This window comes from Candidatus Merdisoma sp. JLR.KK011 (assembly GCF_036941125.1).
Taxonomy (GTDB): Bacteria; Bacillota; Clostridia; order Lachnospirales; family Lachnospiraceae; genus Laedolimicola.
Window position 1 is genome coordinate 993,467 of record NZ_JAYWSZ010000004.1, and the last position, 11,653, is coordinate 1,005,119.

Below are 11,653 nucleotides of genomic sequence, written 5' to 3' on the forward strand. Positions count from 1 at the left end.
GAGTAAGTATGGTGCAAAAGAGAAGACAGCCAGCCTGGAAGACAGAGAATCAGAGAAAAAGAAGCAAGAAGATTGCCAGAAAGAGGCGTAGGGTCATAGCCTATACCGTCCGGGGAATCATGGCGGCTGTTCTGGCAGTTATGATTCTGCTGATGATCTGTGGCTGTTTGTATATCCGGGATTTTTTCCGCAGGAATGAGAATGAGATCAGCACCCAAAAGGCGGATGTTGTTCGGGAAACAATATCCAGTGTAGAGGAAGATGAATTGGACGCAGACCTTTCGGGGGAAGAAAACCATATGGTTGTCCTGGATGCCGGACACGGCGGGGAAGATGGGGGAACAGTGGAACAGGCGGCAACGGAGAAGGAGATCAACCTTGCTGTTGTCCTGAAATTAAAGGAACTGCTGGAGGAACAGGGCATCCGGGTGGTACTTACCAGGGATAAAGATATTTTTATGAAACTTGAGGAACGGGTACAGATTGCAAATTGGGAAAAGGCAGATCTTTTTATAAGCATTCACTGCAATTATTATGAAAAAGACAGTTCGATATATGGTCTGGAATGTTATTACTGCAAGAGCGGGGAGGAAGGGAAACATTATGCGGAAAAGATTATGGAAACAATAGAAGAGAGCAAAAATATTGTTTCAAGGAATGTAAAACCTGCCGATTACTATATTCTGAAGAATACAACAGTTCCTGCTGTATTGGTAGAAATAGGTTATCTTTCCAATTATAATGAAAGAAATCAGCTGATGTCAGAAGAATATCAGGAGAAGCTTGCCGGAGAACTTGTGAAGGGGATTGTGAAAGGGATGGAGGAAAGGACAGGATAGTAGGTTCTGTTTCAGGGCTTCCCATAATCGGCCAATCGGAGGATAATAAAAGGAGTCGATAGTTCTGACGGTAAAGCGCAGTTTTACTGTGGCTTTTCTAATATAGACAGGTTTATAAAGGAAGATACCGATGGGGACATTTGAAAACAAGAAAACAAAGTATATACCAGTTGTGTTTTTCATCATTTTATTTTTGGCTGTGGAAGGCGTTCTGTTTGCTGTGTTTCTTTACAAAAATGATAAGGGTGGAAATATCCTTGTTGGGGCAAGCCCGGATACAAGTGCTTTCCAACTATATTATTATGACGGGGAAACGGTTATGGTCAGGACTCTGTATGACAGCAGTACGGAGAAGGAAGTGATTAAAAGGAGCAATGATATTCCCCTCCAGGCGGCAGAGGAACAGGCCCTCTCCCAGATGGAGACTCCCTTCTTTGGAATCTGGATCAGCAGCGGGGAAGGGTATGACATTTCCGTGACGGCATCCGGCGGGGTCTGGCTTAGGAATGACGGGGCGGTTTATTATGGGGATACGGACCTCTCCTTTCTATGGAGAGAGATGGAAGGCAGTGATGAGGATACCTGGAATGTCCTTAACTTTCCCAATGCCGGGCATTTGTCCGTATATCACAGCTGTTTCCTGCTGAAAGCGGATGAGCTGCCTGCAGAGGGTACAGAGGGGATGTCTATGACTGTCCAGGACATCGGGACAAGTGAGATTACGGTATTGATTGCCAATAACAGCGGGGAAGAATTCACTTACGGGGAATACTTTTCCCTCCAGAAACAGATAGATGGCCAGTGGTACACAATGCCTGTCAGGGCGGATAATGTTGGCTTTCAGGATATTGCCCATATCCTTCCGGACGGGGAGAGTGCCAGCGAGACATATAATCTGGATATTTATGGCACGCTGGAGCCAGGGATGTACAGGCTTGTGGTGGAAACACTGAGCGCCGAGTTTCTGGTGGGGCATGGGAGGATGGCAGGAACATGCGCAAATTTCTTATAGAGGCAACTTTTGCCCAGGCAAAGCATGACGGCATTGCGGCTTGATGAAGTGCAGCATGGTATCGCGGCGGCGGAATCGGAGGAGGCCATACAGTTCCTAAAAGACAGGGGAATACGCAACAGGGGCAGGGCCACAAGGGATGATTCTCTGTCCGGCAGCCAGAATATTTTTAGCAGGGAAAAATGAATTTTATCTTGCAGAGGACATGATAACAGATGTTGAAAAGCATATGGTGGATGATGATTTGACTGTTGAAAAAATCTGCAATTTTCTGCAGGACAAAAAGAAAAGGCCTATGGAAGCAGGGAGACTACAGGAAAGTTTAATAAATGCAGTAAATTTACAAGTTACACTATGCATAGACAAAATTGGCTAATGGAGGTGTGTTAATGAAATACGAAATAGCAAAAAAAGAAAACATTGAACAAATTTATCAATTGGTACAGAACACGATTAACGCTATTTATCCGTTATATTATCCTCAAGGAGTAGTTGAATTTTTTTGCGGGCTTCATTCAAAGGAAAACATTGCCACAGATATAGAAAATGGTTTTGTTAGAGTTTTGTTATCTGGTGATTGTTTAGTGGGAACAGGCAGCTGCAAGGAAAATCATATATCAAGACTATTTGTTGCTTCTGATTTTCAGAAAAAAGGATATGGCAGTTATATTATGCAATGTCTTGAAAAAGAAATATCTTTTAACAGCACGATTATTTACTTAGATGCTTCGCTTGCGGCAGCCTGTTTTTATGAGCATAGGGGATATAAAACCTTAAAGCATGAAGAATTATTTATCAATGGAAATGCAAGGTTAGCTTATGAAGTAATGGAGAAACGTATAGCAGTTCCTAATACAGATATTTTTTATGATGGAAAATACTTTATACCAAAGATGAATACTGAAAATGGTGAAGTGGATAATCAAACGCTTTTTTTATATCATCAAAATGAGAATATTTTATGGGCGGATTACTATGGCGGGGGAATAAAAAAAGGGAGTATAGTTGGAACGGTTGCTTTGAATGGAGAAATAGATTTTTATTATCAGCATATTAATTTGAGTGACCAGATAAGAATTGGGAAATGTCACAGTGTACCACAGATTTTAAGTGATGGCAGAATAGAACTTTCAGAACAATGGCAGTGGCTGAATGGCGATAAATCAAAAGGTTCGTCAATCGTAATAGAAAAAACCACAGATGAAAAATGAATATCATCATAGAGCCAGACGCACAGATGCCGCAGACATCCGGCACTTTATTCACCGTTATTTCCGCAATGCAGTGCTGGCAGGCGTTTCACCCCGGCCACCTTCTTGGGATTCTTCGATGATATCCGAAAACAGCAAAAAAAGTCGAGACAAAAAGCAGGGGGCATTATAAAATAATAAGCCCAAGGAAGAAGGAGGTGGTTTATTTTGAAAGAACAGACAGCGGCGGTCCAGAGGATGCAGGATTATATCGAAGCCCATCTGGAAGCGGATATCACACTGGCACAGCTGTCAGCCGTCTCCCTGTTTTCTCCCTGGCATTCCTACCGGCTGTTTAAGGAGCTTTTGGGGGTGACGCCGGCAGAATATATCCGCAGGCTCCGGCTTTCCCGCTCCGCCATGCGGCTGAAGGAGGGACAGTGCCTTGTGACGGAGGCGGCCTTTGACTGCGGGTTTGGCAGTGTGGACGGGTATATCCGTGCCTTTTACCGGGAATTCGGCTGCAGGCCGGGGGAATATCTGAAGAATCCGGTGCCCATTGCCCTGTTTATCCCATACGGCGTGAAATTCGGAGAACTGAGAAAGGATGTTTTGGATATGGAAATGAAAAATCTCCAGAGCGTATTTATCCAGGTGATCCAAAAACCGGAGCGAAAGGTCATCATCAAACGAGGAATAAAAGCGGAAGATTATTTTGCATACTGTGACGAAGTGAGCTGTGAGGTCTGGGGAATATTAAAAAGCATGGATTCCCTCTGCGGGGAGCCGGTCTGCCTGTGGCTGCCGGGAGCCTATAAAAAGCCCGGCACTTCCACCTATGTACAGGGCGTGGAGGCAGAGGCGGATTACCATGGGGAAATCCCGGAGGGGTTTGATGTCATTTCCCTGCCTGCCGCCGAGTATCTGGCGGTCCAGGGGGAGCCTTTCCGGGAGGAAGATTATTCCCAGGCGATTCTTGCCGTACAATATGCCATCGACCATTATGACCCGTCTGTGATCGGATACGAGTGGGACGAGGAAAGCCCCCGCATCCAGCTGGAGCCCAGAGGGGAGAGGGGATACATCGAGCTTCGGGCAATTAAAAAGCAGCAGTAGCGGTGCATACCGTTACCGGAAAAAGGAGGATAATTTGAATAAGTTGAGCGAAACGAGAAAGAAAACAGAAGAGGCTGTTAAAACAACGGGCCTTACCAAAAGCTATCAGGGAAGAACTGTGTTGAAGGGCTTGAATCTGTCAGTCAAGGCCGGAACGGTCTTTGGTCTGTTGGGGGCAAACGGCGCCGGAAAGAGTACCACTATCGAATGCATCCTGGGAACGAAACAGGCCGATGGCGGAACCGCCCTGGTATTGGGGTGGGATGCCAAAAAGGACCGGCGCGCTGTATTTCAGAAAGTGGGCGTCCAGTTTCAGGAAGGGGATTACCAGCCGGAGATCAAGGTATCCGAGCTTTGCAGGGAAACCGCCTGCCTGTATGAGAGGCCGGCAGACTGGAAGAAGCTTTGTGAACGCTTCGGGATTGGGGATAAGATAAAAAACACCGTGAAAAGTCTTTCCGGCGGGGAGCGCCAGCGGCTGTTTATTGTCCTGGCGTTGATACCGAACCCAAAGCTTGTGTTCCTGGACGAGCTGACTACCGGGCTGGACGCAAGGGCGCGCCGGACGGTGTGGAAGATCCTTGAGGATTTAAAGGGCGAAGGGCTGACCATTTTTCTCACTTCCCATTTCATGGATGAGGTGGAGGCCCTCTGCGATGAGATCTGTATTCTGAGAAAAGGGGAGGCCGTCTTTTACGGCACCGTGGAGCAGGCGAAATCTCAGAGCGGCTGTGAGCGTCTGGAGGATGCCTATTTGAAATTTGCGGACGAGGAGGTTGTGGCATGAGAACATTTTTCAGTCTTTTAAAAACAGAACTGAAGCTGAATATCCGGAATATGAACATGGTGATTTTTGCCGTCATTATGCCGGTTGTGGTACTGGTCATCCTTGGTTTCATATACCAGACAAAGCCCGCCTTTCCGGGGGCGGAGTACACGTTCCTGGAGCAGTCCATGAGCGCGGTCTGTACCATCTCCATCTGCGCCGGGGGCCTGATGGGGCTGCCTCTGGTGGTAGCCGGATACCGGGAACGGAAAATCCTCAAACGGTTCCGGGTGACGCCCATCAGCCCGGTTATGCTGCTGGGGGTGGAATTTACCATCTATGTGCTGTATGCTGCGGTTTCTATGGCTCTGGTCTTTCCCATGGCGGCTGTGTTCTGGGGCGTAAGGCTTCCCGGCAGCCCGGCGGCATTCCTTGGAAGCTGGCTTCTTACCCTGGTTTCCACCTTAAGCATCGGGATGATGGTGGGCGGCATTGCGAAAAATGAAAAAATGGCCAGTGTGATCGCCTGCCTTTTGTACTTTCCCATGCTGATTTTTTCCGGGGCCACGCTGCCCTTTGAGGTGATGCCGGGGATGATGCAGAAAATCGTTGCCCTTTTCCCGCTGGCACAGGGGATACAGCTTATGAAGGCGGCTTTTCTGGGGATGCATACGGAATCTGTCTGGGTACCGGCAGCGGTTATGGGAATCGTCACCATTTTGTGTGCAGGCGCGGCGGTGAAATTTTTTAAATGGGAGTGAGTTCTTTCGGGCTATCAATTCGTATCGTTCAAATGCGAGGTTTTTTGTGAGAGAATCGGCTATAATAAAAGCAACAGGGGGAACACGATGGACTGGATAAAACGGTTGAACCAGGCGATTGATTTTATAGAAAAGAACCTGGATGGGGAACTGGATTATGAGGATGTAGCCGGGGTTGCGGGCTGCCCTTCCTACTATTTCCAACAGATGTTTTTATATATGACAGACATGACACTGCGGGAATACATACGGTGGCGCAGGCTGTCTCTGTCCGCCGTGGAACTGCAAAAGGGAAATGGAAAAGTAACGGATATTGCCATGAAGTATGGTTATGAATCTCCCACCGCGTTTACCAGGGCTTTTAAGAATTTTCATGGAATCACGCCCTCCGCTGTAAAAACGGAACCGGTATCCTTTCAGGCATATCCGCCCATTTCTTTTTCCATGGCAATCCACGGAGGGGCGCCGCTGCAGTTCAGGATAGAGGAAAAAGAAGCGTTCCGGATACTGGGAAGGTCCTGTCCCCTGTCGAAAGAACTGACAGAGAATTTTGAAAGGATACCAGCGGTATGGGATGCCGCACTGGCAGACGGAACACTTGCCAGATTACTCTCCATGGCAGAGGGAAAGCCGGAGGGACTTCTCGGTGTCAGTATCCATCATACGGAAGACTGGAAATATCTGATTGCTGTCCGTTCCGATCAGAAGCCGGGGGAATACGAAGAATATCAGATTCCGGCATGCAAATGGGCGGTTTTTGAAGGAAAGGGAACGAACCGTACCCTTCAGGAGCTGGAAAGGCGTGTCATTACCCAGTGGCTCCCTACGTCCGGCTACACCTACGCAGAGATACCGGATATTGAGGTGTATCTCCATGCAGACCCGGAAGACGCAGTCTATGAATACTGGCTTCCTGTACGATAAGAAGAGCATGGAACCGGAAGGAGGATACCGATGGATGGTCAGGAGATGATAAATGAGCTTAGGGCGCAGGCTTCTGAGAAATACAGGGAAAATATGATTCGGATGGGGATACCGGCCGAAAATAGTATTGGTGTGGCAACGTCCGTAGTAAGGGGCCTTGCAAAGAAAGCCGGGAAATCGCAGGAGCTGGCATTTGAACTGTGGAATACAAAATACCACGAGGCAAGGATGCTGGCGGTCTTGTTGATGAATCCGAAGGCGACAACGGATGCTGAGGCGGAAAGGCTGCTCCTTGATGTGGTTTCCTGGGATTTATGCGACCACCTGTGTAAAAATTTATTTTTGAAGATGAAGAGCAGGGATAATTTTATTGCAAAGTGGATACGGGAACCGCAGTTATATAAAAAAAGGGCGGCGTTTGTGCTGATTGCAGCTTCCGTGATACATGACAGGAAGCTTACGGATGAAACGGTGGACGGCTATCTGGAGATGGTTACACAGCATGCGGATGATGGACGGGAGCATGTGAAAAAGGCGGTTTCTACTGCTTTGAGGGAAATCGGAAAAAAGAACTTTCATTATAATGAAAAGGCGCTTTTGCTGGCGCACGAGTGGATGGAAGGAGAAAGCAAGGCATTGAGGTGGATTGGAAAGGATGCGGCGAAGGAACTGGAAACCATGGTAAAGGCAGAAGGACGGGGACGTCTGATTTCCGCAAATACCAGGATGGGAAAGGAATCAGGAGGTTCGGGATGAACGGGAAGTTTTTTGCGCTACCGCAGGAAAGGCAGGAGCAGATCAGGCAGTGGAAAAGCCAGTATCCACTCTCCATGAAAACAGAAGGGCTGACCCCGGAAAAAGTGATAAGGGCAATCAACCATACGTTTGACAACGCGATCATTGCCACAGATGTGGGGCAGAACCAGTTATGGGCGACACAATTCCTGGAATTAAGCGAAAAGAAGCAGATGCTGACTTCCGGAGGCTTAGGAACCATGGGCTATGGCTTTCCGGCTGCTATTGGAGCCCAAATCGGAAATCCGTCAAAGGATGTTATCGTTATTTCAGGGGACGGCGGCATGCAGATGAACATTCAGGAAATGGCGACCGCAATCTGCTATGAACTTCCAATCACCATCTGCATACTGAACAACGGTTATTTGGGAAATGTACGGCAATGGCAGGAAATGTTTTTTGACAGGCGTTATTCCAGCACCTGTATGCGGTACAGGAAAAGCTGCCCCGGCAGCTGCAATACCCCGACAGAGCACTGCCCGGAATATACGCCGGATTTTCTTAAATTGGCGGAAAGCTACGGAGCAAACAGTTTTCGCGTAACAAAAGAAAATGAGATTGCCGCCGCCCTTGAAAACGCAAAACACAACTTAAAAGTACCTACTGTCATTGAATTTATCATTGAGCCGGAGGCAAATGTTATGCCGATTGTTCCGCCCGGCAATGCTTTGGACGACATGATACTGGAAAGCGGGGATAAGGGAATATGAAAAAGAGATGGATTTGTTTATTTGTTGAAAATGATGTAGGGGTTAAAGAGAAATGGGGCTTCTCAAAATTGGTCAATGGGGTGATAATATAGAAAGCGAATCAGAGAGGGCAGGTTATTATCTTATATTTTTACGCCGCAGTGCGCCGGAAAGAGCTTCTGATTTATTTGGAGGCTCTTATTTTTTACATAAAGTCCGGCTCGTAGTGTCATCAGGAGAACTGCTATGGATGCAATATAAGAATGATACCTGTATTTTGTGACCATAATGGTTATATTAACATTAGCAGCATTGCCGTTACCTGGAATAAAATCAGTAAACATATTGAAAGAAACGGAGTTACGAAAGGAGATTACGAATGCTTCATATTGAACATTATTCGAAAATATATCCCGGCGGGAAGAAGGCGGTGGATGACCTGACCTTACATGTTGGGCCAGGTGAGATCTATGGATTCATCGGCCACAACGGAGCAGGTAAAACCACCACCCTTCGGGCTGTGGCCGGGGTGATGGACTTTACGGAAGGCGCCATCACCATTGACGGCCACGATATTAAGAAGGATCCTGTGCAGGCGAAACGTGTCACCGCTTTTCTGCCGGACAACCCGGACATCTATGAGTTTATGAAAGGGATTGATTACCTTAATTTCATTGCCGATCTGTATGACATTCCTGCAGATCAGCGTACCGCAGACATTGGCAAATATTCCGATGCTTTTGAACTCACGGACAATCTGGGTTCCCCCATTGGCAGCTACTCCCATGGGATGCGGCAGAAGCTGGCTTTGATTTCTGCTTTTATCCGGCGGCCCAGGCTGCTGATTCTGGATGAACCATTTGTAGGTCTGGACCCTTCGGCTGCACATATAATGAAAGGTTATCTGTCAGAATTATGCCAAAGCGGGTCAGCGGTATTTTTTTCCACTCATGTACTGGAGGTGGCGGAAAAGCTATGCGACCAGATTGCCATTATCAAAAAAGGGAAACTGGTGCAAAGCGGCCCCACGGCAGAGCTGGTGGGGGATTCCTCCCTGGAAAGCGTATTTTTAGAACTGGAGGGAGAGCGATGAATAAATTTTTTGTCCTGTTGAACGTCAGCCTCCGGTCTATGCTTCTTTCCTCAACCAATTCCAGGGGACGCAGTAAGAGAAAAGCGGCTACCGGGCTGGGCGCAGTCTTTCTCATTGCCTTTCTGGGTCTGTATCTGTCCGGGCTTTACAGTTATATGCTGATGAAGGCGCTGGCGCCATCCAATATGGAAGTGTTGGTATTTGTATTCATGGGCATGGTGGCACTGGTGGGCGGGCTTTTGTTTACCACCTTTGCGGTGAAGGGCGTGGTATTTGGCGGAAAGGACAATGACCTGCTGCTGAGTATGCCGGTGCCCACAACCATGCTGATGGCCAGCCGGGTAACTGCCATTTATCTGGAAAACCTGCTGTTCGCCGTTTTCGTACTGGTTCCCGCCGGGGTAATCTGTACGTTTCTGACACAAAACGGTGTGGGTCTTAGTCTGCTGTTCTGGATGCGGCTGGGGATCGCGGTGCTGGCCCTTCCGCTGCTGGATACGGCGCTGTCTGTATTGTTGGGGGTGCTGGTGGCCTTTCTGTCTGTCCGGGTGTCCCGCAGAGCGTTGGGGCAGAATATTGTGATGGGAATATTCATGGCGGCAGTGTTCTATTTCTCGTTTCACCTAAACGGTATGATTAACAGCCTTGCTGAGAATGCCGCCGGAGTGAAAAACTCCCTTACCTGGGCGGCACCCATGCTGTGGATGGGGGAAGGCATTATGGGAGACTGGAAAATGCTGTTGGCCTTTGTCCTGTGCTGCGTGTTCCCGTTTGCCCTGGTGGTAATGGGCCTTGGCCGGGGATACCGTCAGGCCGTGACTGCTTTTGCCGCGCGGTCCGTACAGAGCAATTACAAACTCACGGCACAGACTGTCTCCGGACCGAAGAAGGCTTTGCTGAAAAAGGAAATGCAGCGTTTTTTTGGTACGCCCATGTACTTCTGGAATGCCGGTATTGGTCTGCTTCTGCTGCTGGCCGCAGGGGCAGCCTCCCTGGTTATGAGAGAGAAACTGTTGGCTTATGTGGAAATGGCAGGGTATCCTTTCCCGCTGCTTCCCATGGCGGCAGCCGTGATTGGTTTTGGCCTCTGCACCTGTCCCATCACTGCGCCTTCCATCAGCCTGGAGGGAAAATACCTGTGGATTTTGCGGGAATCACCCATAGAGGAAAGCTCCCTGCTCTGGGTTAAGGTTGGCTTTCAGCTTCTGCTGACCCTGCCCTGTACGGTAATTGCCGGGCTGTGTATTTCGATTGCTTTTAGTTTTTCTTTGCGGCAGGGGGCGGTGCTGCTCATTGCCACACTGCTTTTCGCCATAGGGCATGCCGCCTTTGGAATGCTTATGGGCCTGTGCTTTCCGAAGCTTGACGCAGTGAATGAAACGGTCGTTATCAAGCAGTCTATGGCCACGGTGCTGGCAATGTTCGCTTCCATGGCGGTACTTGGGGTGGCAGCGGGATTCTATTATCTGGGCAGTAAAACAGCCCCCTGGACTGCGCTGGCGCTGCCCATAGGGGTATTCGCTCTGTTTGCAACGGTATGTATCGTAATCCTTACCAGGCAGGGACCAGCACTGCTGAAAAAACTATAGACAAAAAAAAGATACAGGAGGTTTCGATGAACGGGAAATTTTTTACGCTGCCGGAAGAAAAGCAGAAGCGGATTATAAATGCCGCATATGTGGTATTTGCCGACAGCAGTTACCAAAAGGCATCCATGTCCCGGATTGCAGCTGCCGGCGGGATATCAAAGTCCCTGCTGTTCCACTATTTCCACAATAAGAAGGAACTGTATTTATACCTCTGGGAGAATATCAACAGGATATCCTGTGAAATAGAATTAAAGTATTACAAGGAAACAACGGATTTCTTTGAGATTATGACCCGGAAGATTCTGGCAAGATGCGAGTTTATGAGAACGGCCCCTGATGAATATTTATTTTCCATACGGGCCCTTTTTGCGGAGTCCTTGGAAATCAGGGAGGCAACCGGGAAGTCATATAAAGAAGTATATGAAGACGCAGCGGGTGAGCTGCTGGGCTCCGTGGACCTTTCCGTGTTCCGCCCGGGTATTGACGTGGGAATGCTGCTGGAGGAGGTTGACAGCTATCTGTTTCACAGTCTCTGGCAGATGCTATCCGCCGGGAAACTGGACCCGGACGGCCTGGAAAGGGATTTTTTGAAACGGGTCGGGCAGTGGAGAATTGCTTATTTGAAGTAGACTGCATTGTCGGGAGAAAAACAATGGATATCATTTTATTTGCGGGTAATTGACCTTGTCTGCCATGCTCTAGGACTCCGGTGTGTTTTCATAGTCTCGCTTTAACGACTAATCTTTATGGGTGACCCGTAGAGACAGCAGACCACCCCGCACAATCGATAGATCTAACGAAGCTCAATCACTTCACGCTTACGCATTACGGCGTTCCTGTTCCCTGTCCTACGCTTAAACACCATTGTTAGCCTTTGGC

Annotated in this window: 12 protein-coding genes and 1 pseudogene; all 13 read left to right on the plus strand. The window is 48.3% G+C overall.

The features are described from left to right. Positions 1-8 precede the first annotated feature (8 nt). The 13 genes and pseudogenes from VV089_RS18645 (at position 9) to VV089_RS18705 (ending at position 11,403) form a co-directional block, all read left to right on the plus strand. The gene (locus VV089_RS18645; protein ID WP_334336957.1) at positions 9-839 is read left to right on the plus strand and encodes an N-acetylmuramoyl-L-alanine amidase family protein; all 831 of its coding nucleotides are present in this window, start codon (positions 9-11) and stop codon (positions 837-839) included. A gap of 130 nt (positions 840-969) precedes the next feature. Then, positions 970-1,851: an immunoglobulin-like domain-containing protein gene (locus VV089_RS18650; RefSeq protein ID WP_334336958.1), complete on the plus strand. Its 882-nt coding sequence runs from the start codon at positions 970-972 to the stop codon at positions 1,849-1,851. 139 nt (positions 1,852-1,990) lie between these two features. Then, positions 1,991-2,227: a hypothetical protein gene (locus tag VV089_RS18655; RefSeq protein WP_334336959.1), complete on the plus strand. Its 237-nt coding sequence runs from the start codon at positions 1,991-1,993 to the stop codon at positions 2,225-2,227. Positions 2,228-2,240: 13 nt separating this feature from the next. After that, the gene (locus VV089_RS18660; RefSeq protein ID WP_334336960.1) at positions 2,241-3,062 is read left to right on the plus strand and encodes a GNAT family N-acetyltransferase; all 822 of its coding nucleotides are present in this window, start codon (positions 2,241-2,243) and stop codon (positions 3,060-3,062) included. A gap of 207 nt (positions 3,063-3,269) precedes the next feature. Then, the gene (locus tag VV089_RS18665; protein ID WP_334336961.1) at positions 3,270-4,157 is read left to right on the plus strand and encodes a helix-turn-helix transcriptional regulator; all 888 of its coding nucleotides are present in this window, start codon (positions 3,270-3,272) and stop codon (positions 4,155-4,157) included. Between the two features lie 118 nt (positions 4,158-4,275). Beyond that, entirely contained in the window at positions 4,276-4,944 is a 669-nt protein-coding gene (locus VV089_RS18670; protein WP_334337597.1) for an ABC transporter ATP-binding protein, read from the plus strand. Beyond that, positions 4,941-5,684 (plus strand): ABC transporter permease, encoded by a 744-nt coding sequence (locus VV089_RS18675; protein ID WP_103237958.1) that lies wholly within the window; start codon positions 4,941-4,943, stop codon positions 5,682-5,684. Before VV089_RS18670 ends, VV089_RS18675 begins: the two co-directional genes overlap by 4 nt. An 87-nt stretch (positions 5,685-5,771) precedes the next feature. Then, complete coding sequence (locus VV089_RS18680; protein WP_334336962.1) at positions 5,772-6,608, plus strand: AraC family transcriptional regulator; 837 nt, start codon at positions 5,772-5,774, stop codon at positions 6,606-6,608. Positions 6,609-6,638: 30 nt separating this feature from the next. After that, positions 6,639-7,364 carry a DNA alkylation repair protein gene (locus VV089_RS18685; protein WP_334336963.1) on the plus strand — a complete coding sequence of 242 codons (726 nt, stop codon included), beginning with the start codon at positions 6,639-6,641 and terminating at the stop codon, positions 7,362-7,364. A gap of 35 nt (positions 7,365-7,399) precedes the next feature. Then, positions 7,400-8,113: pseudogene (locus VV089_RS18690) on the plus strand (thiamine pyrophosphate-dependent enzyme); the annotation flags it as partial. 358 nt (positions 8,114-8,471) lie between these two features. Then, positions 8,472-9,185 carry an ABC transporter ATP-binding protein gene (locus VV089_RS18695; RefSeq protein WP_334336964.1) on the plus strand — a complete coding sequence of 238 codons (714 nt, stop codon included), beginning with the start codon at positions 8,472-8,474 and terminating at the stop codon, positions 9,183-9,185. Further along, a complete protein-coding gene (locus tag VV089_RS18700; RefSeq protein ID WP_334336965.1) occupies positions 9,182-10,774 on the plus strand; it encodes a hypothetical protein in 1,593 nt (530 codons plus the stop codon). The genes VV089_RS18695 and VV089_RS18700 overlap by 4 nt, the downstream gene beginning before the upstream one ends. A 26-nt stretch (positions 10,775-10,800) precedes the next feature. Next, entirely contained in the window at positions 10,801-11,403 is a 603-nt protein-coding gene (locus VV089_RS18705) for a TetR/AcrR family transcriptional regulator (RefSeq protein WP_334336966.1), read from the plus strand. Positions 11,404-11,653: the final 250 nt, after the last annotated feature.

Bases quoted from the DNA above. Each gene is read 5' to 3' on its own strand.
- VV089_RS18660 (WP_334336960.1), top strand. From the start codon at position 2,241: ATGAAATACGAAATAGCAAAAAAAGAAAACATTGAACAAATTTATCAA.
- VV089_RS18680 (WP_334336962.1), top strand. From the start codon at position 5,772: ATGGACTGGATAAAACGGTTGAACCAGGCGATTGATTTTATAGAAAAG.
- VV089_RS18650 (WP_334336958.1), top strand. From the start codon at position 970: ATGGGGACATTTGAAAACAAGAAAACAAAGTATATACCAGTTGTGTTT.
- VV089_RS18645 (WP_334336957.1), top strand. From the start codon at position 9: ATGGTGCAAAAGAGAAGACAGCCAGCCTGGAAGACAGAGAATCAGAGA.
- VV089_RS18705 (WP_334336966.1), top strand. From the start codon at position 10,801: ATGAACGGGAAATTTTTTACGCTGCCGGAAGAAAAGCAGAAGCGGATT.
- VV089_RS18655 (WP_334336959.1), top strand. From the start codon at position 1,991: ATGATTCTCTGTCCGGCAGCCAGAATATTTTTAGCAGGGAAAAATGAA.
- VV089_RS18695 (WP_334336964.1), top strand. From the start codon at position 8,472: ATGCTTCATATTGAACATTATTCGAAAATATATCCCGGCGGGAAGAAG.
- VV089_RS18675 (WP_103237958.1), top strand. From the start codon at position 4,941: ATGAGAACATTTTTCAGTCTTTTAAAAACAGAACTGAAGCTGAATATC.
- VV089_RS18685 (WP_334336963.1), top strand. From the start codon at position 6,639: ATGGATGGTCAGGAGATGATAAATGAGCTTAGGGCGCAGGCTTCTGAG.
- VV089_RS18700 (WP_334336965.1), top strand. From the start codon at position 9,182: ATGAATAAATTTTTTGTCCTGTTGAACGTCAGCCTCCGGTCTATGCTT.